The organism is Halomonas denitrificans (assembly GCF_003056305.1).
In the GTDB taxonomy this organism is placed as follows: domain Bacteria; phylum Pseudomonadota; class Gammaproteobacteria; order Pseudomonadales; family Halomonadaceae; genus Halomonas; species Halomonas denitrificans.
In genome coordinates, this window is the sequence record NZ_PYVX01000002.1 from 426,885 (window position 1) to 452,243 (window position 25,359).

Consider the following 25,359-nt stretch of genomic DNA (forward strand, 5'->3'; position numbering starts at 1 on the left):
ACCCCGTGGGAGCCGGGCGAGGATCGTCCCGCCCGGGCTCCCCGACACGCGCGCCGAGCGGCGCCACACTCCACCACCCTCCCCGCCGCGGCGGGGAGCCTTCGATGAGCAAAGAGAGAACGAGATGAGCCAGCAGCACCGGGACCTGATCGAGCGCGACCGCAAGGTGACCTTCCACGCCTCCACCCACCTGCGCGACTTCGCCCATGGCGACGCGCCGGGCCGGGTGATCAGCGGTGGCAAGGGCATCCACATCGTCGACAAGGATGGCCGCGAGTTCATCGACGGCTTCGCTGGCCTGTACTGCGTCAACATCGGCTATGGCCGCACCGAGGTGGCCGAGGCCATCTATCGCCAGGCCCTCGAGCTCTCCTACTACCACACCTACGTGGGGCACTCCAACGAGCCGCAGATCGCGCTCTCCGAGAAGGTCCTCGAGCTCGCCGGCCCCGGCATGTCCAAGGTCTACTACGGCATGTCCGGCAGCGATGCCAACGAGACCCAGCTCAAGATCGTGCGCTACTACAACAACGTGCGCGGCCTGCCGCAGAAGAAGAAGGTGATCTCGCGGATGCGCGGCTACCACGGCTCCGGCATCGCCTCGGGCTCGCTGACCGGCCTCAAGGCGTTCCACGACCACTTCGACCTGCCCATCGACACCATCCGCCACACCGAGGCGCCGTTCTACTACCAGCGGGCCGCGGAGCTCGAGGGCATGAGCGAGCGCGAGTTCTCCAAGCACTGTGCCACCAAGCTCGAGGAGATGATCCTCGCCGAGGGCCCGGACACCGTGGCCGCCTTCATCGGCGAGCCGGTGCTCGGCACCGGCGGCATCGTGCCGCCGCCGGAGGGCTACTGGACCGAGATCCAGGCGGTGCTGGCCAAGTACGACGTGCTGCTGATCGCCGACGAGGTCGTCTGCGGCTTCGGGCGCATCGGCACCGACTTCGGCAGCCACTTCTACGGCATCAAGCCCGACCTGATCACCGTGGCCAAGGGCCTGACCAGCGCCTACCAGCCGCTCTCCGGGGTGATCGTCGGCGACCGCGTCTGGAAGGTGCTGGAAGCCGGCACCGGCGAGTACGGCCCGATCGGCCACGGCTGGACCTACTCCGGCCACGCCCTGGGCTGCGCCGCGGGCCTCGCCAACCTCGAGATCATCGAGCGCGAGGGGCTGACCCAGAACGCCGCCGAGACCGGCGCCTACCTGCAGCAGCAGATGCAGGCCGCCTTCGGCGACCACCCCATCGTCGGCAACGTGCGCGGCGTGGGCATGCTGGCGGCGCTTCAGTTCGCCGCCGACCCGACCCGCCGCCAGGACTTCGATCCGGCGCTCAAGGTCGGCCCGCGGATCGCCGCCGCGGCGCTCGAGGAGAACCTGATCGCCCGCGCCATGCCCCAGGGCGACATCCTGGGCTTCGCGCCGCCGCTGACCACCAGCCGCGAGGAGGTCGACGAGATCGTCGCCCGGGCCCGTCGCGCCGTGGATGCGGTGCTCGACGAGCTGGTCCGCGAGGGCGCCGTCAAGGGCGTGGCCGCCACCGTCGCCTGACGGCTCGCCCGCCGCCGGTCCCGCCCGGGGCCGGCGGCCGTCGCCATCGATCATCGTCGCCGCGGGCTCGCCCGCGGCGACGCCGTTGTCGGGGGAGGAAACACGATGCACCACCACGGTGTCACCCTGGAGCGAATCTACCAGGCGCGTCGGCGCCTCGCCGGCGAAGCGGTGCGCACGCCGCTGGTGCCTTCCGCGGCGCTTTCGGCACGCTTCGACGCCGAGATCCTGCTCAAGCTCGAGACCCACCAGCCCACCGGCGCCTTCAAGCTGCGAGGGGCCACCAACATGATCGCTGCGCTGATCGAGCGCCACGGCCGCGAGGCCCTGGCGGCCGGGGTGGTGACCGCCTCGACCGGCAACCACGGCCGGGCGGTGGCCTACGCCGCGGCGCGCCAGGGCGTGCCGGCGGTGATCTGCCTGTCGCGCCTGGTACCGCCTGACAAGGTCGCCGCCGTCGAGGCGCTGGGCGCCGAGGTACGGCGCGTCGGGGCCAGCCAGGACGAGGCCTTCGAGGAGGTCGAGCGGCTGGTGCGCGAGCGCGGCATGACGCTGATCCCGCCCTTCGACGATCCCCTGGTCGCGGCGGGGCAGGGCACCATCGGCCTGGAGCTGATGGAGGAGTGCCCGGCGCTCGACCGGGTCATCGTCGGGCTCTCCGGCGGTGGCCTGCTGGGCGGCATCGGCGCCGCGGTGAAGGCGATCCGGCCCGCCTGCCGAGTCACCGGGGTGAGCCTCTCCCGGGGCGCGGCCATGTGGGAAAGCCTCCGGGCGGGCCGCCCCGTGGCGGTCGAGGAGGTCGAGAGCCTGGGCGATTCGCTGGGCGGCGGCATCGGCGCGGACAACCGCTGCACCCTGCCGCTGGTGCGCGAGGTGATGGACGACCACTGCCAGGTCTCGGAGCGCGCCATCGCCGATGCCATGGTGACGCTCCTCGAGCACGAGAAGGTGCTGGTGGAGGGCGCCGCCGCGGTGGGGCTCGCGGCGCTGAGCGAGCACGGCCTCGACGTGCGCGGCCAGCGCGTGGCGCTGATCCTCTCCGGCAACGCGGTGTCGCTTGCCACCCTTGACCGCGCCCGGGCCCTGGCGGGACGCTGAGCCCTCAGCGTTTCCTGAAGGCAAGCCCTCAGCTCTTCCTGGAGGCAAGCCCACAGCTTTTCATGGAGGTTGCCATGCAGCTCTACCAGCGCGAGGCCATCGAACGGGCCGTCGGTATCGATCCGGCGGCGCTGGCCGCCGTGGAGGCGGGCTTCGCGGCGCTGGGTCGCGGCGAGGTGGTGCAGCCGCCGATCCTCTCCATGGCCATCGAGGAGGCCAACGGCGAGGTCGACGTCAAGACCGCCCATATCCGCGGCGCCGAGCGCTTCGCCATCAAGGTCAGCCCCGGCTTCTTCGACAATCCGCGGCTGGGGCTGCCGAGCCTCAACGGCCTGATGATGGTGTTCTCGGCCCGCACCGGCCAGGTGGAGGCGGTGCTCTTCGACGAGGGCTACCTCACCCGGGTGCGCACGGCCCTCGCCGGCGCCATCGCGGCGAAGCACCTGTCGCGCCCGGACAGCCGCCGGGTCGCGGTGCTCGGCGCGGGGGAGCAGGCCGAGCAGCAGGTCCAGGCGCTGCGGCTGGTGCGCGACATCGACGCCGTCGACGTCTGGGCGCGCCGCCGCGAGGGCGCCGAGGCTTACGCCGAACGGATGCGCGCCGCGGGGCTCGCGGTGACCGTGCACGACGCGGTGGCGAACGCCTGCGCGGCGGCCGATATCGTCGTCACCGCCACCCCCTCGCGCACGCCGCTGCTCCACGCCCGGGATTTGCCGGAGGGCGTGCACGTCACCGCCATGGGAGCCGACAGCCCCGAGAAGCGCGAGCTCGACGCCTCGGTGCTGACCCGCGCCGACGCCTTCGTCTGCGACACCCGGGCCCAGAGCGAAGCCAACGGAGAGCTCAAGGCCTTCGCCGGCGGCGAGGCGCCCTTCAAGGTCCATGAGCTCGGTCGGGTGATCGCCGAGGGCCAGCGCCTGCGCCTCTCCAAGGCGACGATGACGGTGTGCGACCTCACCGGCACCGGCGTGCAGGACACCGCCATCGCGGGCTTCGCCCTGTCGCGGCTCGCGGCCGGCTGAGACCCGGCGCGCCGACTTGTCGCAACGGCTCGCCTGGCGCACGCTGGGAGCCTTCACCGATGGAAGGAGCTAGGAGATGGCCACGATACTCGCCTTCGACGTCTACGGGACCCTGATCGATACCCACGGCGTGGTCGACGAACTCGCCCTGCGCCTCGCCGTGCAGGAGCGCTCGGACCTGGCGCCCGAGTTCTCGCGGCGCTGGCGCGACAAGCAGCTCGAGTACAGCTTCCGCCGCGGCCTGATGGGCGCCTACGTCGACTTCGCCCGCTGCACCCGCGAGGCGCTGGAGTTCACCGATCGTGCCCTGCAGACGCGCTTCTCGGAGACCGACAAGGAGCACCTGATGGGCGTCTATGCGCGCCTGCCGGCCTTCCCGGAGGCCGCGGCGGCGCTGGAGCGCCTCGTCGCGGCGGGGATGAGCTGTGTGGCCTTCTCCAACGGCGGCCGCGAGGCGGTCGAGGGCCTGCTCGAGCAGGCCGGTATTCGCGAGTGCTTCGACGACGTGGTCAGCGTCGACGAGGTCAAGCGCTTCAAGCCCGACCCGGCGGTCTACGCCCACCTGCGCTATCGCCTGGAGAGCGAGCCCGGCGATACCTGGCTGATCTCCAGCAACGCCTTCGACGTGATCGGCGCCCGCCACGCCGGCCTGCATGCCGCCTGGGTACGGCGCAGCCCGGATGCGCCCTTCGACCCCTGGGGCATCGACCCCGACCTCACCGTGCCCGACCTCGACGCCCTGGCCGAGCGGCTGGCCTGAGCCGGCAAGACTCACTCCGTTAAATCCAGAGCAGCTACGCCCGACACGACGACGCCCTGGCCGCATCGACCGGCCAGGGCGTCGTCGCGAGGTGCAGGCGGCCTCAGCCCTGCCAGGCGTAGTCGGCGAAGGCCTCGTCGACGGGCGGCTGGTTGACGTGATTGGCGTAGTTGGAGAGCGTCTTGACGGCCAGCGCCAGGACGATCTGCAGCACGTGCTGCTCCTCGAAGCCCGCCGCCAGGAAGGCCTCGACGTCCGCCTCGCCGGGCATGCCCCGGGTCTCGAACATCACTTGGGTGAAGGCGGCCAATGCCGCGAGGCGCGCGTCGGGGATCGGCCGGTCGTGGCGGATCGCCTCCAGCACCTCGGCCGGCACCTGGGACATCTTGTCGGCCAGCATGCTGTGGGCGGACATGCAGTAGCCGCAGCCGTTGAGCCGGCTGATGGTCAGAAAGACCACCTCCTGCTCGGGCGGGGCGAAGCCGGAGTCCTCGCGGAAGCGTTCATAGCCGTGCAGGTAGGTGTCAAGCACGCCGGGCGCCTTCGCCATGCCCTCGTACATGTTGGGAACGAAGCCCAGCGTCTCGTTGGCCTGCTCGAGCAGCGGCCTCGCCTTGGCGTCGGCGGTCTCGAGGGTCTGGGGAGGGAGTTGCAGCTTGTAGCCGGTGGACATGGGACTTTCCTCCTTCATCGTCATGGGGAGAGTGTCGCAGAGCGTGTCGCGCCATTTCTGTATCGATCGTTCCCGAAATGGCAAGGGGCGAGGCTCGGCGGCTTGCCGATCACGGGCGTCGCAGGCCGTCGAGCAGCAGCTCCACCGCCTGGCGGGCCTGCTCGGCGTCCGCACCGCTCTTCAGCAGGGTCCTGAGCCCGGCCATGCCCATCGTCAGGTAGCCGGCCAGGGCCTCGGCGTCTCGCTCGGGGGCGATGTCGCCCTCGGCCTGCGCCCGCGCCACGGCGAGTCGGAAGAGCGCCGTGATGGCGGCCACGCTCTGCTGCGCCTCCTGCGACGGTGCATCGCCGCGCTGGCCGAGCTCGCTGGCCGAGTTGAAGATCAGGCAACCCAGGGCGGCGCGCTCGCCGCCGGCCTCGCCGGCCGTCTCGCGGAAAAGGCCCTCCAGGAAGCCCAGGGCCGAGGGCGCCGCCGCCAGACGGCGTTCCAGCCGGCCGAGCAGCGACGCGCGATAGCGTCTCAGGGCCTCGAGGAACAGCTGCTCCTTGTTGCCGAAGGCCTGGTAGAGGCTGCTGCGCGACAGGCGCATGGCCTCAAGCAGGTCGCGGGTCGAGGCGCTGTCGTAGCCTCGTGCCCAGAAGACCTGCATGGCGGCGCTCGCGGCCTCGTCGGGGCTGAAAGCGATGGGGCGTCCTCGTGTCATGGCGGTGAATTTAGTACCGATCATTCCATAATTCAAGGCGCGACAGATCGCCCGGCGGTTGCTATCGCTGTAAGGAGCGCCGGGCCGCGACGACAGAGCGACCAGCGTTCACCGCCACGGCATCCCCCCGAGGCCGCACAGGAGAATCCGAGCATGACGGAGCAGCATTCGCCGAGACGTTTCTGGCTGGGCGGCAAGCGTGCCGCGGAACAGGACCGCTTCTTCCGCGAGGCCCTAGAGCCCCTGGGCTGGCGGGTGGGGGACGCCCAGCAGTGGGACGCCGCCTGGGTCACCGGCATGCCGGAGGCCGGACAGTTCCGCCGGGTCTCGCCGACGCGCCGGATGAACCACTTCCCGGGCAACGCGGCGCTCACCGTCAAGAGTCGCTTGCACGAGAGCCTCGCCGCCCTGCGCGAGCGTCTTGTCGAGAGCTACGGGCCCGATCATGACCTCGCCCGGCGCCTGGCCTTCTTTCCCCGTGCCTACGTGATGCCCGACGACTACCATGCGCTGCAGCAGGCCGCCCGGTCGCGTCCCGAGCAGCGCTGGATCCTCAAGCCCACCAACGCCTCCAAGGGCAAGGGCGTGCGCGTGCTCAGCGACGTCGCCGAGGCGCCCCTGGCCCGGGACTGGCTGGTGCAGGAGTACCTGGCCAACCCCCACACCATCCGCGGCCACAAGTACGTGCTGCGCCTCTACGTGCTGATCAGCTCGCTGGCGCCGCTGCGGGTCTACCTCTACCGCCAGGGCTTCGCCAAGCTGGCCTCGGAGCCCTGGGACCCCGACGATGCCGACAACCCCTTCAGCCAGCTGACCAACCCGGACATCAACGCCCTGAACGACCGCGCCGAGGTGCCGGTGGAGTTCATCGATCTCGACCGCTACCGCCGCTGGCTCCGGGATCAGGGGCACGACGACGCGGCCCTCTTCGCCCGCATCGAGGACCTGGTGGCGCTCACCGCGATCTCCGCCGTGGACGCCATGCGCGCCCGCACCGCCGAGGCCGGCGCCGACCCGCGGGGCTGCTACGAGCTGCTGGGGCTCGACTGCCTGGTGGACGACACCCTCACGCCCTGGATCCTCGAGTGCAACCTGAGTCCCTCGCTCGGCATCTGCGCCGCCCCGGAGTCGGGCGGGCGGGTCGAGGAGGCCGTCAAGGGGGGCCTGGTCCGGGACCTGGTGACGCTGCTCGACATCCCCGGCCAGGCGGCGAGCCAGCAGGCGGGCCGGGACGAGGCCGCGGCGCTCCTCGCCGAGGCCGAGGCGGAGCGGGCGCGCGCCGGCGGCTTCCAGCGGCTGCTGCCGGCCGCCGAGCCGGCGCGTTATCTGCCCTGTTTCACGCTGCCGAGCCTGGCCGACTGGCGGCTGGCCGCGGGGCTCGCAGGGCGGGCGCTGCCGGCCCCGCGCCTCGCGCGGCGTCATGTCGCGGAGATCGTCGACGGGGAGCGCCTCGCCCTCTACGACACCCGTCGCGGCGATCTCTACCGGCCCAACGACACGGCAGCGCTGATCTGGCTGCTGGCGACCGAGGGGCTCGACATCGAGGCCATCGTCGAGGCGCTGGCGAGCGCCACGAAGGAGGCCAGCAACGAGCGCACGACCGTTCACGAGCGCCTGCGCCGGGAGGTCTGGACCACCCTGCACGACTGGTGCCGCGTCGGCCTGCTCCGCCAGGCGGGCGAGGGGGACGCCGCGGACGCGACCGCGCCGGCCGCCGAAGCGCCCGAGGCGCCCTCCGATCCGCACGCCTTCGCGCTGCGTCTGGCGGGGCAGGAGTGGGCGCTGGAGGTGGCGAGTGCCCCGGCCATCGCGCGGCTCGTGGCCGGCTTCGGCGCGCGGCTGGCGCCGTTCGACGGCGAGGCGGCGAGCGGGGGGCCGCGGCTTCGGGTACTGCGCGAGGCGGCGGGCTATGCGCTGGCCGAGGGCGATCGACTGGTTGCCGCGCGGCTGACCCTGGACCGGCTGGTCCCCACCCTGACCGCCCACCTGCTGCGCCGGGTCGCGAGTCCCGACCGGCCGGTGATCGACGCGCCCCTGCTGGTCGGGCCCGACGGCACCGGCGTGCTCTGCCTGTTCCCCGAGGGCGCGCCGCGCCGCGACCTGCTAGTGCGGCTGGGCGCGGCCGGCGGCGGTCGGCTGACCCGCGGCGTGCGCCTGGACCTCGCGGATCCGACGCGGGCCGAGCTGCTGGACGCGCCCTTGGACTCGCCCTTGGAAAAGGCCGGCGCGGCGCCGGCGTCGACCCGCACGGCGAACGTGACCCTGCGCGGCGTGCTGCTGGCGGGCGACGCGCACGGCGATACGCCCCTGGCCCCGGTCGCCATGCTGGAGGCGCTGGGCACGCTGCTGCCGCACTGCCTGGCCGGGGAGGAGCGGCTGACGGGACAGGGCGTGGCGGCCCTGGGCGACTGGCTCGCCACCCTGGCCCTCGGCGCCGTCGCGATCGACTCGAAAACGGAGAGTGAGGCGCCGTCGAGCGCGGCGCTGGTCGCCTGGCTGGCCGAGAGCATTGCCCCCGACGCCCCCGTCCCCCGCGCCGCGGCGGCGGGGGAGTAGCGGGGCCCGAGCATTCGGCGCCGCTGCGGCGACGCCGATGACGGGGTCGGCCCCCTGGCCGGCCCGCGGCATGGCGACACGCACGGCGTGTCGCCATGCGATTCGAACGCGGAGGTCGAGCGCGTATCGACGCTGCGGATCGACATTGCCAATCGAGGAGGTCATGACCATGACACTGCACGACGAGAAACGTCGCCACCTGCTGGGCCGGCTCGGTCGACAGCTCGGCTACACGGCACCGGCGCTGCTGCTGGTGGCGAGCGGCGCGGCCTTCCAGGCCGTGGCCGGCGAGCCCGCCGCGACGCCGGAGACCGTCGGCGGCTACACCAGCGGCCAGGAGGCGTCCCTGATGCTGGCCGAGGCGCACGCCGAGGCCGAGGGGGAAGCGGAAGGCGAAGCCGAGGGTGAAGCCGAAGCCGAGGCCGAGGCCGAGGGGTGATCTCGCCATCGCCCCTTCCCTGAGAGGCCGGGCCGTCGCCCCGGGTGACGGCCCCGGCTGCCTCACCGCCTTCGGACGGGCCTGCCACGGACCCGACAGGAGCGCCACCATGTCCACACCCGCATCCCTGCCATCACGCCACGCCCCGGGCCTCATCGAGGAGAACCGGCAGGCGCTGGCCCAGCTGAGGCGCCTGCTCGACGACCTGGCCCCCGAGGCCTATCGACGGGTCTTCGGCGTCCAGGGACGTCACACCCTCGGCAAGCACGTTCGCCATATCATCGATCACTACGAGGCGCTGATCGACGGTCTCGAGGCGGGCGCCCGGACCCTCGACTACGAGCGGCGGCGGCGCGACCCGGCCCTCGAGACCCGGCCCGACGAGGCCGCCCGGCGCCTGGCCGCCCTCGAGACCTGGCTCGCGTCCCTCGAGACGCAGGCCGCGCCGGAGCGCCTGACCCTGCGCTATGGCCTGGACGCCGGCGCGGCCACCGACGACGAGGCGCGCCTCGCCCTGGCCTCCAGCCTGGCCCGTGAGCTGGCCTTCCTGACCAGCCACACCGTGCATCACATGGCGATCATCGGCCTGCTGGCCGAGCAGCTCGGCCTCGCCCTGCCGGACTCGTTCGGCGTGCACCCCTCCACCCTGCGCCACTGGCGGCGGGAGGCGGAGTCCGAACGTGGCGCACCCCTCCCATCGTCGGCTGCCGCCTCGTCCTGACCGGGCGCGAAGGCGACCGGCGCTGCTCGCCGTCGACCTTGCGCCTCAGGGGCAGTCGGGGGGCGTGGGGGAGGCGGAGAAGGCGAGGTGGGTGAACCAGGCCGTGGCATCGACGCCGGCGTTGTCGCCGTCGCTCATCAGGGCCAGGCCGTCGATGGTGTCCGGGCGGCTGCCGAAGAGGCGACGATAGTCCGCGCCGACGTCGCGCACCTCCGCCACCCACTCGCCGACCCGGGCGTCGCCGCTCTGTAATGCCAGCAGCCGGGCGCGGTCGGTGAAGGCGTTGGGCCAGGCGCTGCCGGCCGGCTGGGTCGAGGCCCAGACATAGTTCACCGACTCCACCTGCCAGGGCAGCAGGCCCGTCCGGCGGGCCACGTAGACCCGGGCCGGGTAGTCGTCGCCGGCCTTGCGCGTCTCGTCGAGCCCCTCGTGAATCCCCGAGACCCGCCAGCACCACTGCAGGTAGGGCGTCTCGCGAAGGTCGATCTCGCGCTCCAGGTACTTCGCCGAGGCCCGTCGGCGGGCGCGGGCCCGAAGCGCCCGGGTGCCCTCCAGGTCGACGACCCGGTACTCGGTCTCGCCGGCGAAGACGCGGGTCGACCAGCCGCGGATCTCCTCCGGCGAGAAGTGCAGGTCCTCGGCCGCAAGGACCTCCCCGGCACCGGGCAGCAGCGGGCCGGCACAGAGCACCGCCAGCATCGCCAGGCGGGACAGCAGCGGTGATCGAGGCCTCATGGGGGGCGCTCCCGAGATCGAGGCGGCGGCCACGCCGCGCGCCGGTGACTCATGACGACGAGGCCGGGGGCTCGTCGTCCTCCGCGGGGCCGAAGCGCCGGCCGACGCCGTGGAGCAGCGTGAACTGCCGGTCGCACTCCCGACAGGCGCCGCACATGGCGAGGTGTAGTCGCAGCGAGAGCCGCTCCTGGAAGGTGAGGGGGCGGTCCTGGCGCAGCGACATCAGGCGGGTCGCCTCCTTGCACATCATCATGAGGCGTCCCCCTCGAGCCAGCCCTGCTCGATGCAGGCGCGCAGTCGCAGCCGGGCGCGATGCAGCATCACCCAGCAGTTGTTCTCCTTGATGCCGAGCTCCCGGCAGATCTCCTCGGTGGAGAGCCCCATCAGCTCGCGCAGGGAGAAGATCCGCGCGGCGCTGTCCGGCAGGGCGATCATGCAGGCGTCGAAGACCTGCCAGAAGCGTTCGTTCTCGAAGGCGGCCTCCGGCTCTCCCCAGCTCTGGGGGCGCGCCTCCGGCTGCCAGCGGCCGTTCTGCTGGAACAGCCGGTCGATCGCCTCGTCGTCGTTCTCGTCCGCCAGCGGCTGCCAGCGGCCCTGGCGCTTCTGGGCGCGCATGGCATCGAGGATCTTGTACTTGAGGATGCCGAAGACCCAGGTCTCGTAGCCGGAGCGACCGGCGAAACTGTCGTGCTTCTCGAGGGCGGACACCATGGCCTCCTGAACGGCATCCTCTGCCTGGCTGCGATCCCGCAGGTGCATGAGGGCGAAGGAGACCAGCCGCGGCCTCACCGCCGCCAGCCGCTCCTGCCTGTGTGCCTTGTCGTCCATCGAGGAGTCCCCTGCCCGCCGTCGTGGTTGTTCATGATGCGGGATGAGTCTAGCAGTTGGGGGCTACCGCCGGGGAAGGAGGCTCTGCTGGGTCGCGGCTCGCCGGCCTTCCTTACAGGATTCGCGACGGCGAGGCCTCGCCTTCTTCCCTCCAGGCGCTCGGCGAGAGGCTAATCGGGACGTTCCTCGCGCCGAGGCGCGAGGAAGTCGACGCCGAGTGCCTCGCCCAGGCGGGCCAGCCGGGCGAGATCCTCGGGGCGGTCGACGTCCCAGAGCCGCGCCGGGCAGGCCAGCCGCCAGCCCAGCGCCGCGGCGCGCTCACGGGTCTGGGCCATGACGCGATCCGTGCCCCAGTCGACGCCACGAAACAGCTCGGGCTCGGCGCGCCGGACGCCGACCAGCGCGTAGCCGCCGTCCTCGACCGGCAGGAAGACGCCGTCGGCATCCATCAGCGCCGCCGCACAGCGTCGCAGCAGCGCCGGGGTCAGCGCCGGGCAGTCGCTGCCGATTACAAGCCCCGGCGCGTCCATGGCCGCGAGGGCCTCATGCATGCGCGTGCCGAGATCCCCCTCGGGCTGGGCGCGCAGCGCGATGCCGTGGCGCTCGGCCAGCTCCCGGAACAGCGGGTGGTCGTGCTCGAGCGCCGTCCACAGGGTGATGCGCGCAGGCGAGGTCGCCGCCAGGGCGGTGGCGACGGCGTGGCGCAGCAGCCGCGCGTGGAGTCGGCTGGCGCCCTCGGCGCCGAGCGCCGGGATCAGCCGCGTCTTGGCGCGGCCGGGAACCGGCGCCTTGGCCAGTATCGCCAGGGGAAAGTCGCGGGCGTCAGCGCACATGGCGATAGGCCCGGGCCAGGTCGTCGGGCGAGGCGCCGCGCCAGTAGCACCAGCGCAGCCGCCACATCAGCAGCATGGTGCGAAAGACGCCGCCCTGCTCCCAGCGTCGCCCCGAGGTCGTTACCATCGTGCGCAGGCAGGCCGGCCTCGAGATCCGCTTGAGCCGTCGCGACATCTCGATGTCCTCCATCAGCGGCTGCTCGGGGAAGCCGCCCGCGGCCGCGAAGGCCTCACGGGTCATGAACAGGGCCTGGTCGCCGGTGGCGATGCCCGTCCAGCGCGAGCGACGGTTCATGGCGAAGGCGATCACGGGCAGCAGCGGATGACGCCCGGCCAGCCGCACGTCGAAGCGCCCCCAGTCGCGCCCCTCGGCCAGCGCCGCGGCGATCGCGTGCTCGGCCCCCGGCGGCAGGCGCGTGTCGGCATGCAGGAACAGCAGCCACCGGCCGCGGGCCGCGCGGGCGCCGGCATTCATCTGCCGGGCGCGGCCCGGCGCGCTCTCGATCACCCGCGTGGCCAGCCCGGTGGCCCGGCTCCGCGTGTCGTCGTGGCTGCCGCCGTCGACCACCAGGACCTCCGCGCCGCCCGCCTTTGCCGCCTGCAGGTGGGTCAGGGTCGCCTCGATGATAGCGGCCTCGTTCAGCGTTGGGAGGATGATGCTCAGCCGCGGCGGGGTCGACATCGCGTGTCTCCACGGAGGGGGCGGTATGGCATCGCGTCACCGGCCGCCGGGCGAGAGTTCGATCACCCGCCCGCCGGCCGCCTCGGCGTCCTCGCGGTCGTGGGTTACCAGCAGGCTCGGCAGGCCGGCCTCGCGCAGGTGCTCGAAGACCAGCCGGCGCATCGCCTGGCGCAGGTGGGTGTCGAGCTTGGAGAAGGGCTCGTCGAGCAGCACCGCGCAGGGCGCCGAGAGCAGCAGGCGCATCAGCGCCACCCGCGCCTGCTGGCCGCCGGAGAGCGTGGCCGGGTCGCGCTCGCCGAAGCCGGCAAGCCCAATGTGCGCGAGCGCCTGCTCGACCCGGGCGGCCCTGTCATCGGCGGCGCGGGGCAGGCCGAAGCGCAGGTTGCCGGCCACCGAGAGATGGGGAAAGAGCAGCGGATCCTGGAACAGCAGGCCGAGGCCGCGACGCTCGGCGGGCAGGGCGGTGAGGTCGCGGCCGTCCAGCAGGATGCGGCCCGAGGCCACGAACTCGGGCGCCAGGAAGCCGGCCAGGAAGGCCAGCAGGGTCGACTTTCCCGCGCCGGAGGGGCCCATGACGGTGAGCACCTCGCCCGGGGCGATCTCGGCGTCGAGTTCGACCAGGGGCGTGTCGCCCAGGCGGATACTGACGTCGCGAAGTTCGAGTCGATGGGGCGTGGTCATGGGGCTCCCTGCATGCCGCGGCGGTTGGACCATAGCAGCTTCGGCAGGCCGATGGCGATCGCGAAGCCCGCGAGCGGCAGGCAGGCCTGGACCAGCGCCCAGACCCCGATCACCCGCCGGTTGCCGCCGGCGGCCAGCGAGACCGCCTCGGTGGTGACGGTGGTCACCCGTCCCGCGCCCAGCAGCTGGGTGGGCAGGTACTGGCCGATGCTCACCGCCAGGCCCACCGCGCAGGCGGTGAGCAGCGGAGCCAGCAGCATCGGCAGCCGGACCCGCCAGAAGACGGCGTTGCGCGAGGCGCCGAGGGTCAGGGCGAGCCGGGTCCAGCGCGGGTCGATCCGCCGGTAGGCCTCCGAGAGCGACAGGAAGACGTAGGGCAGCACGAACAGCAGGTGGCCGAAGACGATCAGGCCGTGGGTTGGCCGGGTGCCGAGCTGTTCCATCACCACCACCAGGCCGAACAGGAAGGCGATCTGCGGCACGATCAGCGGCAGGTAGAGCAGCCACAGCGCCTTCGAGGCGGTGCGCCCGGTGCGCTGCTCGTTCTCTAGGGCCGCCAGCACCAGCAACGCGGCGAGCAGGGTCGAACCCAGCGCGATCAGCGCCGTCGAGGCGAGGGGCCCGCCGAGGGCGGGTAGCGCCTGGGCCCAGTGATCCGGCGTCATGCTCCGGGGCAGGGCGTCGGGAAAGCGCCAGAACCCGGCCACCGAGTAGATCGCCAGGCCGCCGAGCCCGGCGAAGGCGACACCCGTGGCGAGCAGGATCGGCAGCCTGCCGGCGAGGCGCAGGCCCGCCTCGCCGCGGCGTCGCTCGCCTCGGGCGATCCAGGCCTTCATCAGCCTGGCCATGAGCCGCTCCAGCCCCCACCAGGTAAAGAGGGCCGCGGCGGTGACGCCGAGCTGCAGGATCGCGCCGGCCGAGGCCAAAAAGCGCTGGTCGAGGTCGGGGTCGCTGAACCAGGTCAGGATCGAGACGGCCAGCGTCGGCGGTAGGGTCGGGCCGAGGATCATCGCCACGTCCACCACCGAGGAGGCGTAGGCGATCACCGCGAACACCGGCAGGCGGATCAGCGGGTAGAGGGCCGGCGCCACCACCTTGAGCCAGGCGATGGCGGGGCGGTAGCCCAGCGAGCGGGCCATGGCCACGCGGCGCTCGGCGTCGAGCTGGGGCAGCGCCGCCAGGCTCATCAGCAGCAGGAAGGGCACCTCCTTGATGACCAGCCCCGCGATCAGCGAGAGTCCCCAGGGATCCTGGACGATCAGCAGGTCCGGCGGGCGCTCCCAGCCGGTCAGCGCCGGCGACGCCAGCCGCGCGAGCAGCCCCGTGGGGGCGATCAAGAAGGCCAGCCCGAAGGCCGCGGCGGCGTGGGGAATGGAGAGCAGCGGCGAGACCAGCCGGCGGATCCAGCGATCGAGCCGGCTGCCGCTCGCCGCGGCCAGGTAGAGCAGCACCACGGCGAGCGACAGGGCGGTGGCGATGAGGCCGCTGGCGAAACTGATGGCGACCGAGCGGCCGATGCCCGGCTGGGCGGCCAGCGCCCGCCAGGGGGCCAGCGAGAGGCTCTCGCCGCCGAGTGCCGGCAGGTAGCCGAAGGCCGGCAGCAGGGCCATGACGAGGCCCGCCAGGATGGGCGCGACCAGCAGGGTGACGATCAGCGCGGGGGCGAGGCGCAGCATCATCGGGCCGGCCCCGCCTCGCCCGCGTCGGAGGCGCTGGCCATCATTGCCCCACGTAGCGCGCCTGCCAGGCGTCCTGCAGCGCCGTCATCCAGCTGGGGTGCGGCTCGGGTAGGGTGCGCTCGAGGGCGCCCGCCGGCAGCATCGCCGGGTTCGCCTGGTCCAGCGCGAAGAGCGCCTGGTCGTCCGCCGGCAGCTGAGCGACGTCGAGCACGGTGCGATCGCCCCAGACGTCGAGGTCCTGCTTGGTCGCCTGGGCCTCCGGGGAGAGCAGGTAGTCGGCGACCACCATGGCGCCGGCCTTGTGGGGCGAGTTGTAGGGGATGGCGACGAAGTGCACGTTGCCGAGGGTGCCGCTTGCCGGCACGTAGCTGCGGGTGCTCGGGGGCAGCTCGTAGTCGGCTACCGCCGCGGCCGGCTCCGAGGGGATGAAGGTGAAGGCCAGTGACAGCGCGCCGTCGCCCATCAGGCTGCGCATCTCGGGGCCGCTGGCGGGGAACTGGCGACCGCTGCGCCACAGGTGGGGGTGCAGGGCGTCCAGGTAGTCCCACAGTGGGGCGGTGACGGCGGCGAAGTCGCTCTCCTCGACCTGCGCGTAGAGCGCCTCGTCCCGGTCGGTGAGCTCGATCAGCGCCTGCTTGAGGAAGGTGCTGCCGGTGAAGTCGGGAATCCGCGGGTAGGTGAAGCGCCCCGGGTTGGCCTTTGCCCAGGCGAGCAGCGCCTCGGTGTCTTGGGGCGGGGTCTCGATCACGTCGCTATCGTAGTAGTAGGTGATCTGCGCCCGGCCCCAGGGGGACTCGTAGCCCTCGGTGGGCAGGGTGAAGTCGGTGACCACCTCGGGATTGTCCGCCGGGCGGGTCAGGGCGAAGTTCGGCAGCGCGGGGGCGAAGGGGCCGAACAGCAGGTCGCTCTCCTTCATGGCGGCGAAGTTCTCGCCGTTGATCCAGATCAGGTCGACGTTGCCGGCGCTGTCGTTGCCGGCCTGCTTCTCCGCCAGCACCCGGGAGACCGCCTCGGCGGTATTGCCGACCTTGACGTGCTCGAGGGCGATGCCGAAGCGCGCGTCGACGCGCCCGGCCACCCAGTCGATGAAGTCATTGGTGCGCTGGTCGCCGGCCCAGGCGTACCAGTAGACCGTCTGGCCGCGGGCCTCCTCGAGCACGGCCGGCCAGTCGGCCGGGTCGGGGGCGGCCGACAGGCCCATGCTGGTCAGCAGGGCCGGCAGCAGGGCGGCGAGCCGGGGGATTTGCCGAGGGGAGAGTGCGCGCATCGTGGGGTTCCTCGTGGTGAAGGTGGTCAGGGGCGTGATCAAGGGGCCGGGAGTGTCAGGGCGTGAGCAGGCGATGCAGTTCGCGATGCTCGCGGCGCACGTGCTCGATGGCGGCCACTGAGAGGTAGTGGTCGACGCGCTCGCGCACGTGGGCGATCAGGGCGTCGTCGCTCAGCGTCGCGGACCAGTCCTCGCCGCGGCGCTGCGCATCCTGTTCCCGCCGGTGGCTGGCGCGCCACTTGGCGCACCAGGTCAGCGACCAGAGCCACATGGCGCGCCGGCACGCCAGCAGGGTCTCGACCTCGCCCGCGAGGCCCGTGGCCTCGAGCCAGTGGCGGTAGAAGGCGGCCACCTCGTCGGGCGTCAGCTCGGCGCGGCTGTGGAGATCCCAGGTGGTGGAGGTGTAGAGGCTGGCGTGGGCCAGGTCGAAGCCGACCAGGCCGTACCGGCACTTCTCCAGGTCCACCAGCACCGCACGACCATCCTCGGTGACCAGGAAGTTGCCGGGGTGGGCATCGAAGCTGATCAGCCGGGGCTCGGCGACGGGCCCGGGCGGCAGCTGGCGGGGCAGGGCGGCCAGCTCGCCCTCGATCAGGCCGCGGGCCGCGTCATCCAGCTCGGCCTGGTCGAGGAAACGCGCCTGCTCGCCCACCTCCTCGCGCATCGCCGCCCAGGGATCGGCAGGGGAGAGCAGCGGCGCACGGGCCGCGGCCGCCGGCACCGCCAGCGTGTGCAGGCTCGCCAGCGCCTCGGCGAGGCGGGGCAGGTCCTCGGGCAGGCGCGCCGGGCGGCCGTGGATGGCGTCGACCAGCAGTCCGCCGCGGGGCAGCTCCGGGCCGGGCGGCAGCAGGCCGTGCAGCGCGGGAGCGTGGCCGCCCCGGCTGGCGCGGGTGAAGCAGGCCGCCTGGTAGGCGAGGTTGGCCGCGGGGTCGAGGCGCATCTGGCTCTGCTTCGGCAGTCGCGCCACCCAGTCGTCGTCCTCCCGCTCGAGCCACAGGTGATGGTGGGCGAGGCCCGTGTCGGCCATCGGGTGCAGGGCCGCGATGCCCGCGTCGAGGCCGGCGCGGGCCAGCGCCGCGGCCAGCGGGTCGCAGAGGGTCGACGGGGCCCGCGGCGTGTCGGGGCGAGAGGCGGTGTCCGGCATGACGCTCCTTGTTCGGGGACGATAGTCATCGATGGTCGCACGGGGGCGCGTCTCCTTACACGCGCCTCCTGGTACGTGCCTTGGCGCGAACGGCCCTGCGCCGCGCTCCGGGTGCCCGAAAGCGGCGCGGCTGTAAGCCCGCGCGGCCCGGGGCGACACAACGGGAGCGCGCCGGCATCGTCGGCGTCGCGCCGCGTCTCAAATAAGCACAACGCACAACGGAGGGTGAGATCATGTCACAGCACGACGAACAACGCCGCAGGCTGCTCGGCCGCCTGCGGCGTCAACTGGCCTACACGGCCCCGCTGCTGGTGCTGGTGGCGGGCGGCGCCGCACTCCACGCAGCCCCGGGCAATGATTCGGCCGCGGCGGCTTTCTCCACTGCGGACGAAGCGCCCCTGCTGCTGGCCAGCTATCACGCCGAGGCGGAGGGTGAGGCCGAAGCAGAAGCCGAAGCCGAAGCAGAGGGCGAGGGCGAAGCAGAAGCCGAGGGTGAATCCGAAGCCGAAGTCGAAGCCGAGGGAGGCGCCTCCGCGGTCGCCAGGCCCGAGGGCTACGTGCCGGCCTACAGCGAGCGCGGCGACAATCCCGCGGAGATGCTGGCCCGGGGCGAGGCGCTCTATTACGACACCTCCCTGAGCAGCAACGGCCTGGCCTGCGCGAGCTGCCACGGCAGCGACGGGCAGGACTCCGGCTATCAGGCGACCTTCCAGCAGCCCTTTCCCCACCGGGTGGCGATGGCCGCCAACCGCTTCGGCATGGAAGAGGTCCACGCCGACGAGATGGTGCAGATCTGCATGGTCGCCCCGATGGCCGCCGAGCCGCTCGAGTGGGGCGGCGAGGAGCTGACCGCGCTGGCGGCCTACGTGGTGGAGGTGCAGCGGCGCGTGGCCGGCGAGCCCCACGACCTCTGAGCGCGACGATCCATCGCATCCCGGGCCATCCGCGCCGCCGGTTCACCGGGCCATGGGCCGTGGCGACGAAAAAGGGCGCCACCGTGGTCGGTGGCGCCAAACGAGTCAGCATGAAGGACATGCTCGGGGAGTCGGCGGCTCGTCGCCGCCGTCGTGCGCATCGGTCTCAGGCCAGGCGCTGGCCGGAGACGCTCGGGTGGTAGAGCGGCTGGACGCTGTTACCGTCCGGGTCCTTGCAGTAGAGGCTGCGCCCGCCGTCGCCATGGTCGTGGGCGCCGCGGGTCACCTCGACGCCCTGGTCACGCAGGAACGCCTCCCAGGCGTCCACGTCCTCGCGGGCGTCGACCACGAAGCCGAAGTGGTCGAGGCGCTGGGGATCGTCGCCGGTGGGTCCCTTGGCGCGGGAGAGCGAGACGTTGTCGTTGCCCAGCGTCAGGTAGACCAGGTCCTCGTGGGCCCGGCGCAGCACCGAGAGGCCCAGCACGTCCACGTAGAAGCGTTCGCAGGCCTCGAGGTCCTGGACCTGCAGGGCGATATGGCGCATGCCGTTGAACGGGGCGGGGCGTTGCATGGGACCTCCTCGACGGGGCGGGGGTTAATGAATATATTGGAAAATGTTTCCATAAATGCGTTCATTCCACAACCCTTGTCCACCACTCACGAGAGCCTGCCATGTACTGCATCATCGTCCAGACCCGCCTGAAGCCCGGCACCCGGGAGCGCTTCCTCGAGGCCATGCTGCCCAACGCCGAGGCCTCGGTGCGCGACGAGCCGGGCTGCCTGGTCTTCGACGTGATCGAGGATCGCGACACCCCGGACCTCTTCCACCTCTACGAGATCTACGTCGACCGAGAGGCCCTGGCGGCCCACAAGGAGACCGCGCACTACCGGGCCAGCCGGGCGGTGGTCAACGAGCTGATCGCCGAGCAGTCGGTGATTCGCGCCGACGTGCTGGCGACGAATCCCGGGGCGCGCGGCGAGGCCTGAACGAATCCCCTCGGCCAGCATCATAGGGATAATCTGATATGCCGAGGCGAGGGGGCACGATGCCGAATCGACCGGATGCCAAGCGTCGCGTCCTGCTCTGGCTGAGCGTGCTGTGCCTGGCGCTGGGTGCCCTGTTCGCCTGGCAGGCCCAGGCCCAGAAGGCCTCGCCGCAGGCGGGGCTGGCCCTGGCGATGACCATCGACGACGCCATCGGGCCGGCGATCGACGACTACTTCCGGCGGGGCCTGGCAGTGGCCCAGGAGCGCGACGCCGAACTCGTCGTGGTGCAGATGGACACCCCCGGCGGGCTCGACGCCTCGATGCGCGCGATGATCCGCGCCATGCTCGCCTCCCCCGTGCCGGTCGCCCTCTACGTCTCGCCGGCGGGGGCCCGGGCCGCCAGCGCCGGCACCTACCTGCTCTACGCCAGCCACGTGGCGGCCATGGCGCCGGCCACCCACCTCGGTTCGGCCACCCCCGTGCAGCTCGGCGGGGGCGGCGGCCTGCCGGGCCTCGGCGAGCCCGAACCCGAGAGCGACCCGGAGACGCAGGAGCGCGCGCCGGACGCCGTCGACGGGGAGGCGACCGAGAGCGAGGCGAGTGCAGACGCGACGGACGAGGCGGCCGTGGAGCAGGGCGATCCGGCGTCCGCCAAGCGCCGCGGCGAGACGGCCATGGAGCGCAAGGTGCTGGAGGATGCCGTCGCCTACATCCGCTCGCTGGCCGAGCGCCACGGCCGCAACGCCGACTGGGCCGAGCAGGCGGTGCGCGAGGCGGTCAACCTCACCGCCCGGGAGGCCCTCGAGCAGAATGTCATCGAGGTGGTGGCGAGCGACCTGAACGACCTGCTCGCCCAGCTCGACGGCCGCACCGTGGTGATGGACGACGGCGAGCGTACCCTGTCCACCGCGAACCTCACCATCGAGCGCTTCGATCCCGACTGGCGCACCCGGCTGCTGGCGGTGATCACCAACCCCAACGTCGCCTACTTCCTGATGATCATCGGCTTCTACGGGTTGATCTTCGAACTCTCCAATCCGGGCAGCCTGGTGCCGGGCACCATCGGCATCATCTCGCTGCTGCTGGCGCTGTTCGCCTTCCAGGTGCTGCCGGTCAACTACGCGGGGCTGGCGCTGATCCTGGTGGGCCTGGGGCTGATCGTGGGCGAGGCGCTGATGCCCAGTTTCGGCATTCTCGGCATCGGCGGCATCGTCGCCTTCGTGATCGGATCGGTGATACTGATGGACGCGGACACCCTGAACATCTCGCTGCCGATGATCGGCGGCATCGCGCTGCTCGCGGCGGGCCTGATGCTGTGGGTCATGACCCGCTTCATCGGCCTGCGGCGTCGCCCGCCGCGCACCGGCCAGGAGGAGCTGGTCGGCAGCGAGGCGCTGGTCCTCGAGGACTTCTCCGGCCAGGGCCACGTGCGCCTGATGGGCGAGCGCTGGCGGGCGCGCAGCCCTGAACCGCTCGCCCGGGGGCAGTCGGTCCGCGTCACCGCGGTCGACGGCCTGACCCTGGAGGTCGAACCGCTGGCCTCGTCGTCCTGAGGCCCGCTCGGCACGGTCGATGATCCGCATCGTCCGGCCCAACCAAGGAGCCGACACCATGCTGCTTTCCTACCTCGTCCCGGTCGTCCTGCTGATCATGCTGCTGGCGGCCTCGATCCGCATCCTGCCCGAGTACAAGCGCGGGGTGGTGTTCTTCCTCGGCCGCTTCCAGGCGGTGAAGGGGCCGGGCCTTTTGATCATCATTCCCGGCATCCAGAAGATGGAGGTGGTCGACCTGCGGGTGATCACCATGGACGTGCCGGAGCAGGACGTCATCTCCCAGGACAACGTCACCGTCAAGGTCAACGCGGTGCTCTACTTCCGGGTGGTGGACCCGGAGAAGGCGATCATCCAGGTGGAGAACTTCGTCAACGCGACCAGCCAGCTGGCCCAGACCACCCTGCGCTCGGTGCTCGGCAAGCACGACCTGGACGAGATGCTTTCCGAGCGCGACAAGCTCAACGACGACATCCAGGAGATCATCGACAGCTCCGCCGAGAGCTGGGGGATCAAGGTGGCCAACGTCGAGATCAAGCACGTCGACCTCGACGAGAGCATGATCCGCGCCATCGCCCGCCAGGCCGAGGCGGAGCGCGAGCGTCGCGCCAAGGTGATCCACGCCGAGGGCGAGCTGCAGGCCTCCAAGAAGCTGGTCGAGGCGGCCAACGTCATGTCCGAGAACTCCGCCGCGCTGCAGCTGCGCTACCTGCAGACCATGAGCGACATGAGCAACAAGAACGCCTCCACCGTGGTCTTCCCGCTGCCCATGGACATCATGGAGGCCTTCAAGCACATGAAGGCCTCGCCCGCCGCCCAGGCGCGCACAGGCGGCGCTTCTGACGACGCCTCCTGAGCCTTTCCGGCGCCCTCGCCACTCCCGCGGGGCGCCGTAGTACCCAAGGGCGATCGCAGATAGGTCGGCAACTCGGGGCTGACCTGGCGACTAGTCTGCGAGCGGGGCCGGCCCACCGGAGGCGCTGTGAACCCATCCCTGGGCGCTACCGACGCTCTGATGCGCTCTCGCGTCCCGCTCCACTTGCAGGACCGGTGCTGGCCATCCATGGCCAGCCCGTTCGAAGCAGCGCTTCTCACCCCTGGCGTCGGACCTCCTCTTCGGCTTGTCTCCAGCGCCCCATGATTCCGGTAGCTGCGATAGCCCTGGCAGTGCCGGCGCCTCGGATGCACCCCCGCGCCATCTCTGCTAGACTCCGGCGCCTTCGTCGGGTGCCGTCAGCCACGTTCGCTGCGCGCCGCCCCGCGGATGCAGAGCATGGGAGTCGGCAGACCGTGATGACACCCCCGGCAGGGCCGGCCACGCCGCCCTGGCGCCTCTCTCCCCTCTAATCGGCGCTGCCCGCCGGCATCGACCCGGGCAGCCTGCGGCGCCGCGCCGATGCCCGGGCGCCTTCTCCAGCGACACTCTTCCTGCTCCGCCCATGGCGCCTCGCCACCCGGGGGCGGGAGAAGACGCCTGCATCCGATGCGCCGACTGCCCTACGGCCCTTCCACCACCCCCTGACTGGACCGCAGCATGTACGAGACACTGAAACGGAGCTGGTTCTCCAACCTCAAGGGCGACACCCTGGCGGGGATCGTCGTGGCCCTGGCCCTGATCCCCGAGGCCATCGCCTTCTCCATCATCGCCGGCGTCGATCCCAAGGTGGGCCTCTACGCCTCCTTCTCCATGGCGGTGATCATCGCCTTCGCCGGCGGCCGGGCGGGCATGATCTCGGCGGCCACCGGCGCCATGGCGCTGCTGATGGTCACTCTGGTCAAGGAGCACGGCCTGCAGTACCTGCTGGCCGCCACCCTGCTCACCGGCGTCTTCCAGATCATCGCCGGCTACCTGCGCCTCGCCGACCTGATGCGCTTCGTCTCGCGTTCGGTGGTGACGGGCTTTGTCAACGCCCTGGCGATCCTGATCTTCATGGCCCAGCTGCCGGAGCTTACCGACGTCACCTGGCACGTCTACGCCATGACGGCGGCGGGCCTGGCGATCATCTACGGCTTCCCCTACCTGCCGAAGGTGGGCAAGCTGCTGCCCTCGCCGCTGGTCTGCATCCTGGTGCTGACCGCGGTCTACCTGCTCACCGGCATGGAGATCCGCACCGTAGGCGACATGGGCGAGCTGCCCGACACCCTGCCGGTGTTCCTGTGGCCCGAGGTGCCGCTGACCCTCGAGACCCTGATGATCATCCTGCCCTACTCGGTGATGCTCACCGTGGTGGGCCTGCTGGAGTCGATGATGACCGCGACCATCGTCGACGACCTGACCGACACCCCCAGCGACAAGAACCGCGAGTGCAAGGGCCAGGGCCTGGCCAACCTCGGCACCGGCCTGATCGGTGGCATGGCGGGCTGCGCGATGATTGGTCAGTCGGTGATCAACATCAAGTCCGGCGGCCGCACGCGCCTCTCCACCCTGATCGCCGGCGTGGTGCTGCTGCTGATGGTGGTCTTCCTCGCCGACTGGGTGTCGCAGATCCCGATGGCGGCCCTGGTGGCGGTGATGATCATGGTCTCCATCGGCACTTTCAGCTGGGAGTCGATCCGCGACCTCAGAAAGCACCCGCTGAGCACCAACATCGTGATGTTGGCCACCGTGGCGGTCACCGTCGGCACCCACAACCTGGCCATCGGCGTCTTCGTCGGCGTGCTGCTGGCTGCGCTCTTCTTCGCCAACAAGGTCGGCAACATCCTCTACGTCGGCGCCGAGACCCCCGAGGAGGGGCATCGCCTCTACAAGGTCGTGGGCCAGGTGTTCTTCGCCTCCTCCGAGCGCTTCGGCGCCGCCTTCGACTTCAAGGAGACCGTGGAGAAGGTCACCATTGACCTCTCTCGCGCCCACTTCTGGGACATCACCGCCGTCCAGACCCTGGACCGGGTGGTGATCAAGTTCCGCCGCGAGGGCACCGAGGTGGAGCTGATCGGCCTCAACGAGGCGAGCGCCACCATCGTCGACCGCTACGCGGTGCATGACGACCCGGCAGCCGTCGAGAAGCTCATGGGCGGCCATTGACCCGCCTGACGGATCCGGTAGAACGTGGAAGCGACGACAACACACGCCAGTTTCAGGACCAGACGATGACAGAACAGGTGATGGCCGCCATCGACGGCTCGCAGTTTTCCGAGGGGGTGTGCGATTACGCGGCCTGGGCGAGCCTCGCGCTCGGCGCGCCGCTGACCTTCCTGCACGTGGTGGACAACCACCCGCAGACCGCCGAGGCCGACCTCTCCGGCAACCTCGGGCTCGGCGCCCGAGAGCACCTGCTCGAGGAGCTGGCGCACCTGGACGAGCAGCGCGCCAAGGTGGCCCAGGAGCAGGGCCGGCTGATGCTCAAGGCGGCCAAGGAGCGGGCCGTCGAGGACGGCGTGGCGGAGCCCGCCACCCGCCAGCGCAACGGCACCCTGGTGGAGACCCTGGCCGAGCTCGAGGCCGACATGCGCCTGCTGGTGATCGGCAAGCGCGGCGAGGGCGCCCATCAGGCGAGCGACCACCTGGGCTCCAACCTGGAGCGGGTGGTGCGCACCCTGCATCGGCCGATCCTGATGGCGCCGGAGACCTTCACGCGCCCCGAGCGGGTGATGATCGCCTTCGACGGCAGCAAGACTACCCGCAAGGGCGTCGAGATGCTGGCCAAGAGCCCGCTGTTCAACGGCATCCCGGTGCACGTGGTCATCGTCGGCGCCGAGACCGGGGACAATCGCTCCCAGCTGGAGTGGGCGCTCTCGACCCTGCGCGAGGCCGGCCACGAGGCCGAGGGGGCGATCCGCGCCGGCGACGTCGAGGAGACCCTGCGCGGCTACCAGCAGGAGCACGGCATCGACCTGCTGGTGATGGGCGCCTACGGCCACTCGCGGGTGCGCCACCTGCTGGTCGGCAGCACCACCACCACCATGCTGCGTCGCGCCAGCCTGCCGGTGCTGCTGCTGCGCTGATCGCGCGCTTCCCGTCCGACGACACGACGACGCCGGCCCAAAGGCCGGCGTCGTCGTGTCGGGCCAAGGGAGGCGCCGGCACGCCGGGCGTGCGATGGCCCGGCGGCGATGGCAAGATGAGCCGTCGCGGCCCCGCCCGAGGCCCTCCGGGCCTTCGCCCAGCGCGGGCGGCGGCGCGCGATTCCATCCCTTGATTTCCCACGGAGAGCGACATGAGCATCGAACGTCACGACACCAAGGCCCGCATGAGCCGCGCGGTGATCCACAACGGCGTGGCCTGGCTGTGCGGCCAGGTGGCCGGCCCCGAGGCGCGCCACGGCGACATCACCGAGCAGACCCAGAGCATGCTGGCGCGGGTCGATGCGCTGCTCGCCGAGATCGGCTCCGACCGCGAGCACCTGCTCTCGGCGACGATCTACCTCAAGGACGGCAACGACGTGGCCGCCATGAACGCTGTCTGGGACGACTGGGTGCCCACCGGCCACGCCCCGGCCCGCACCTGCGTCTGCGCGCCGTTGCCCGCCGACGAGCTGAAGGTGGAGATCACCGTCACCGCCCTGGTGCCGGGCAACTGAGGGTCACGGCCGGGACGC

Annotated in this window: 26 protein-coding genes; 14 read left to right on the forward strand and 12 right to left on the reverse strand. The window is 71.7% G+C overall.

The annotated features are described in order from the left end of the window. The first annotated feature begins 124 nt into the window (after positions 1–124). The 4 genes from C9F13_RS08090 (at position 125) to C9F13_RS08105 (ending at position 4,432) form a co-directional block, all read left to right on the forward strand. A complete protein-coding gene (locus tag C9F13_RS08090) occupies positions 125–1,552 on the forward strand; it encodes an aspartate aminotransferase family protein (RefSeq protein ID WP_108445723.1) in 1,428 nt (475 codons plus the stop codon). 105 nt (positions 1,553–1,657) lie between these two features. Next, positions 1,658–2,650 (forward strand): hydroxyectoine utilization dehydratase EutB, encoded by a 993-nt coding sequence (gene eutB, locus C9F13_RS08095; RefSeq protein ID WP_108445724.1) that lies wholly within the window; start codon positions 1,658–1,660, stop codon positions 2,648–2,650. 74 nt (positions 2,651–2,724) lie between these two features. Then, positions 2,725–3,672, forward strand: a complete 948-nt coding sequence (locus tag C9F13_RS08100) for a cyclodeaminase (RefSeq protein ID WP_108445725.1) — start codon at positions 2,725–2,727, stop codon at positions 3,670–3,672. Positions 3,673–3,748: 76 nt separating this feature from the next. After that, positions 3,749–4,432 (forward strand): haloacid dehalogenase type II, encoded by a 684-nt coding sequence (locus C9F13_RS08105; protein ID WP_108445726.1) that lies wholly within the window; start codon positions 3,749–3,751, stop codon positions 4,430–4,432. 103 nt (positions 4,433–4,535) lie between these two features. On the opposite strand, the gene C9F13_RS08110 is transcribed toward C9F13_RS08105, so the two are convergent. Both C9F13_RS08110 and C9F13_RS08115 read right to left on the reverse strand, forming a co-directional pair. Beyond that, on the reverse strand, positions 4,536–5,105 hold the full coding sequence (locus C9F13_RS08110) for a carboxymuconolactone decarboxylase family protein (RefSeq protein ID WP_108445727.1): 570 nt from the start codon (positions 5,103–5,105) through the stop codon (positions 4,536–4,538). Positions 5,106–5,214: 109 nt separating this feature from the next. Further along, positions 5,215–5,832: a TetR/AcrR family transcriptional regulator gene (locus tag C9F13_RS08115; protein ID WP_108445728.1), complete on the reverse strand. Its 618-nt coding sequence runs from the start codon at positions 5,830–5,832 to the stop codon at positions 5,215–5,217. A 129-nt stretch (positions 5,833–5,961) separates the two neighbouring features. Between C9F13_RS08115 and C9F13_RS08120 the strand changes: the two genes are divergently transcribed. From C9F13_RS08120 to C9F13_RS08125, 3 genes are all read left to right on the forward strand, one after another. Then, the gene (locus C9F13_RS08120) at positions 5,962–8,364 is read left to right on the forward strand and encodes a PqqD family peptide modification chaperone (RefSeq protein ID WP_108445729.1); all 2,403 of its coding nucleotides are present in this window, start codon (positions 5,962–5,964) and stop codon (positions 8,362–8,364) included. A gap of 169 nt (positions 8,365–8,533) precedes the next feature. Further along, complete coding sequence (locus C9F13_RS17490; protein WP_157955183.1) at positions 8,534–8,803, forward strand: hypothetical protein; 270 nt, start codon at positions 8,534–8,536, stop codon at positions 8,801–8,803. Between the two features lie 109 nt (positions 8,804–8,912). Next, a complete protein-coding gene (locus C9F13_RS08125; protein WP_108445730.1) occupies positions 8,913–9,524 on the forward strand; it encodes a DinB family protein in 612 nt (203 codons plus the stop codon). 45 nt (positions 9,525–9,569) lie between these two features. Here the strand turns inward: C9F13_RS08125 and C9F13_RS08130 are convergent, their stop codons facing one another. From C9F13_RS08130 to C9F13_RS08170, 9 genes are all read right to left on the reverse strand, one after another. Continuing rightward, on the reverse strand, positions 9,570–10,259 hold the full coding sequence (locus C9F13_RS08130) for a DUF3047 domain-containing protein (RefSeq protein ID WP_245888734.1): 690 nt from the start codon (positions 10,257–10,259) through the stop codon (positions 9,570–9,572). Between the two features lie 49 nt (positions 10,260–10,308). Continuing rightward, the gene (locus C9F13_RS08135; RefSeq protein ID WP_108445732.1) at positions 10,309–10,512 is read right to left on the reverse strand and encodes a zf-HC2 domain-containing protein; all 204 of its coding nucleotides are present in this window, start codon (positions 10,510–10,512) and stop codon (positions 10,309–10,311) included. After that, positions 10,509–11,087 (reverse strand): sigma-70 family RNA polymerase sigma factor, encoded by a 579-nt coding sequence (locus C9F13_RS08140; RefSeq protein ID WP_108445733.1) that lies wholly within the window; start codon positions 11,085–11,087, stop codon positions 10,509–10,511. Before C9F13_RS08140 ends, C9F13_RS08135 begins: the two co-directional genes overlap by 4 nt. 170 nt (positions 11,088–11,257) lie before the next feature. Further along, on the reverse strand, positions 11,258–11,920 hold the full coding sequence (locus tag C9F13_RS08145) for a TIGR04282 family arsenosugar biosynthesis glycosyltransferase (RefSeq protein ID WP_108445734.1): 663 nt from the start codon (positions 11,918–11,920) through the stop codon (positions 11,258–11,260). Continuing rightward, positions 11,910–12,602 carry a TIGR04283 family arsenosugar biosynthesis glycosyltransferase gene (locus C9F13_RS08150; RefSeq protein WP_108445735.1) on the reverse strand — a complete coding sequence of 231 codons (693 nt, stop codon included), beginning with the start codon at positions 12,600–12,602 and terminating at the stop codon, positions 11,910–11,912. Before C9F13_RS08150 ends, C9F13_RS08145 begins: the two co-directional genes overlap by 11 nt. A 36-nt stretch (positions 12,603–12,638) precedes the next feature. Next, entirely contained in the window at positions 12,639–13,283 is a 645-nt protein-coding gene (locus C9F13_RS08155; protein WP_211310933.1) for an ATP-binding cassette domain-containing protein, read from the reverse strand. Further along, entirely contained in the window at positions 13,280–14,959 is a 1,680-nt protein-coding gene (locus C9F13_RS08160; RefSeq protein ID WP_108445990.1) for an ABC transporter permease, read from the reverse strand. Before C9F13_RS08160 ends, C9F13_RS08155 begins: the two co-directional genes overlap by 4 nt. Before the next feature lie 43 nt (positions 14,960–15,002). Then, positions 15,003–16,229: an ABC transporter substrate-binding protein gene (locus C9F13_RS08165; RefSeq protein WP_108445737.1), complete on the reverse strand. Its 1,227-nt coding sequence runs from the start codon at positions 16,227–16,229 to the stop codon at positions 15,003–15,005. Between the two features lie 55 nt (positions 16,230–16,284). Continuing rightward, positions 16,285–17,373, reverse strand: a complete 1,089-nt coding sequence (locus C9F13_RS08170) for an aminoglycoside phosphotransferase family protein (RefSeq protein WP_108445738.1) — start codon at positions 17,371–17,373, stop codon at positions 16,285–16,287. Between the two features lie 233 nt (positions 17,374–17,606). Between C9F13_RS08170 and C9F13_RS08175 the strand changes: the two genes are divergently transcribed. Continuing rightward, positions 17,607–18,287 (forward strand): hypothetical protein, encoded by a 681-nt coding sequence (locus tag C9F13_RS08175; protein ID WP_108445739.1) that lies wholly within the window; start codon positions 17,607–17,609, stop codon positions 18,285–18,287. A gap of 166 nt (positions 18,288–18,453) precedes the next feature. Here C9F13_RS08175 and C9F13_RS08180 read toward each other — a convergent pair whose 3' ends face one another. Next, positions 18,454–18,858, reverse strand: a complete 405-nt coding sequence (locus C9F13_RS08180; protein ID WP_108445740.1) for a VOC family protein — start codon at positions 18,856–18,858, stop codon at positions 18,454–18,456. A 101-nt stretch (positions 18,859–18,959) separates the two neighbouring features. Here C9F13_RS08180 and C9F13_RS08185 point away from each other — a divergent pair, with 101 nt between their 5' ends. The 6 genes from C9F13_RS08185 to C9F13_RS08210 all read left to right on the forward strand — a co-directional run bounded on the left by C9F13_RS08185 (position 18,960) and on the right by C9F13_RS08210 (position 25,341). After that, positions 18,960–19,274: a putative quinol monooxygenase gene (locus C9F13_RS08185; RefSeq protein ID WP_108445741.1), complete on the forward strand. Its 315-nt coding sequence runs from the start codon at positions 18,960–18,962 to the stop codon at positions 19,272–19,274. Between the two features lie 59 nt (positions 19,275–19,333). Next, on the forward strand, positions 19,334–20,827 hold the full coding sequence (locus tag C9F13_RS08190; RefSeq protein WP_108445742.1) for an NfeD family protein: 1,494 nt from the start codon (positions 19,334–19,336) through the stop codon (positions 20,825–20,827). Between the two features lie 58 nt (positions 20,828–20,885). After that, complete coding sequence (locus C9F13_RS08195) at positions 20,886–21,680, forward strand: slipin family protein (RefSeq protein WP_108445743.1); 795 nt, start codon at positions 20,886–20,888, stop codon at positions 21,678–21,680. 678 nt (positions 21,681–22,358) lie between these two features. Further along, positions 22,359–23,846: a SulP family inorganic anion transporter gene (locus C9F13_RS08200; RefSeq protein WP_108445744.1), complete on the forward strand. Its 1,488-nt coding sequence runs from the start codon at positions 22,359–22,361 to the stop codon at positions 23,844–23,846. Positions 23,847–23,911: 65 nt separating this feature from the next. Further along, positions 23,912–24,766, forward strand: a complete 855-nt coding sequence (locus tag C9F13_RS08205) for a universal stress protein (RefSeq protein WP_108445745.1) — start codon at positions 23,912–23,914, stop codon at positions 24,764–24,766. Between the two features lie 212 nt (positions 24,767–24,978). After that, positions 24,979–25,341 (forward strand): RidA family protein, encoded by a 363-nt coding sequence (locus C9F13_RS08210; RefSeq protein ID WP_108445746.1) that lies wholly within the window; start codon positions 24,979–24,981, stop codon positions 25,339–25,341. Positions 25,342–25,359 lie beyond the last annotated feature (18 nt).

Excerpts from the sequence above, each read along its gene's own strand:
- C9F13_RS08090 (WP_108445723.1), top strand. The coding sequence starts at position 125 with ATGAGCCAGCAGCACCGGGACCTGATCGAGCGCGACCGCAAGGTGACC.
- eutB (WP_108445724.1), top strand. The coding sequence starts at position 1,658 with ATGCACCACCACGGTGTCACCCTGGAGCGAATCTACCAGGCGCGTCGG.
- C9F13_RS08100 (WP_108445725.1), top strand. The coding sequence starts at position 2,725 with ATGCAGCTCTACCAGCGCGAGGCCATCGAACGGGCCGTCGGTATCGAT.
- C9F13_RS08105 (WP_108445726.1), top strand. The coding sequence starts at position 3,749 with ATGGCCACGATACTCGCCTTCGACGTCTACGGGACCCTGATCGATACC.
- C9F13_RS08110 (WP_108445727.1), bottom strand. The coding sequence starts at position 5,105 with ATGTCCACCGGCTACAAGCTGCAACTCCCTCCCCAGACCCTCGAGACC.
- C9F13_RS08115 (WP_108445728.1), bottom strand. The coding sequence starts at position 5,832 with ATGATCGGTACTAAATTCACCGCCATGACACGAGGACGCCCCATCGCT.
- C9F13_RS08120 (WP_108445729.1), top strand. The coding sequence starts at position 5,962 with ATGACGGAGCAGCATTCGCCGAGACGTTTCTGGCTGGGCGGCAAGCGT.
- C9F13_RS17490 (WP_157955183.1), top strand. The coding sequence starts at position 8,534 with ATGACACTGCACGACGAGAAACGTCGCCACCTGCTGGGCCGGCTCGGT.
- C9F13_RS08125 (WP_108445730.1), top strand. The coding sequence starts at position 8,913 with ATGTCCACACCCGCATCCCTGCCATCACGCCACGCCCCGGGCCTCATC.
- C9F13_RS08130 (WP_245888734.1), bottom strand. The coding sequence starts at position 10,259 with ATGAGGCCTCGATCACCGCTGCTGTCCCGCCTGGCGATGCTGGCGGTG.
- C9F13_RS08135 (WP_108445732.1), bottom strand. The coding sequence starts at position 10,512 with ATGATGATGTGCAAGGAGGCGACCCGCCTGATGTCGCTGCGCCAGGAC.
- C9F13_RS08140 (WP_108445733.1), bottom strand. The coding sequence starts at position 11,087 with ATGGACGACAAGGCACACAGGCAGGAGCGGCTGGCGGCGGTGAGGCCG.
- C9F13_RS08145 (WP_108445734.1), bottom strand. The coding sequence starts at position 11,920 with ATGTGCGCTGACGCCCGCGACTTTCCCCTGGCGATACTGGCCAAGGCG.
- C9F13_RS08150 (WP_108445735.1), bottom strand. The coding sequence starts at position 12,602 with ATGTCGACCCCGCCGCGGCTGAGCATCATCCTCCCAACGCTGAACGAG.
- C9F13_RS08155 (WP_211310933.1), bottom strand. The coding sequence starts at position 13,283 with ATGACCACGCCCCATCGACTCGAACTTCGCGACGTCAGTATCCGCCTG.
- C9F13_RS08160 (WP_108445990.1), bottom strand. The coding sequence starts at position 14,959 with ATGCTGCGCCTCGCCCCCGCGCTGATCGTCACCCTGCTGGTCGCGCCC.
- C9F13_RS08165 (WP_108445737.1), bottom strand. The coding sequence starts at position 16,229 with ATGCGCGCACTCTCCCCTCGGCAAATCCCCCGGCTCGCCGCCCTGCTG.
- C9F13_RS08170 (WP_108445738.1), bottom strand. The coding sequence starts at position 17,373 with ATGCCGGACACCGCCTCTCGCCCCGACACGCCGCGGGCCCCGTCGACC.
- C9F13_RS08175 (WP_108445739.1), top strand. The coding sequence starts at position 17,607 with ATGTCACAGCACGACGAACAACGCCGCAGGCTGCTCGGCCGCCTGCGG.
- C9F13_RS08180 (WP_108445740.1), bottom strand. The coding sequence starts at position 18,858 with ATGCAACGCCCCGCCCCGTTCAACGGCATGCGCCATATCGCCCTGCAG.
- C9F13_RS08185 (WP_108445741.1), top strand. The coding sequence starts at position 18,960 with ATGTACTGCATCATCGTCCAGACCCGCCTGAAGCCCGGCACCCGGGAG.
- C9F13_RS08190 (WP_108445742.1), top strand. The coding sequence starts at position 19,334 with ATGCCGAATCGACCGGATGCCAAGCGTCGCGTCCTGCTCTGGCTGAGC.
- C9F13_RS08195 (WP_108445743.1), top strand. The coding sequence starts at position 20,886 with ATGCTGCTTTCCTACCTCGTCCCGGTCGTCCTGCTGATCATGCTGCTG.
- C9F13_RS08200 (WP_108445744.1), top strand. The coding sequence starts at position 22,359 with ATGTACGAGACACTGAAACGGAGCTGGTTCTCCAACCTCAAGGGCGAC.
- C9F13_RS08205 (WP_108445745.1), top strand. The coding sequence starts at position 23,912 with ATGACAGAACAGGTGATGGCCGCCATCGACGGCTCGCAGTTTTCCGAG.
- C9F13_RS08210 (WP_108445746.1), top strand. The coding sequence starts at position 24,979 with ATGAGCATCGAACGTCACGACACCAAGGCCCGCATGAGCCGCGCGGTG.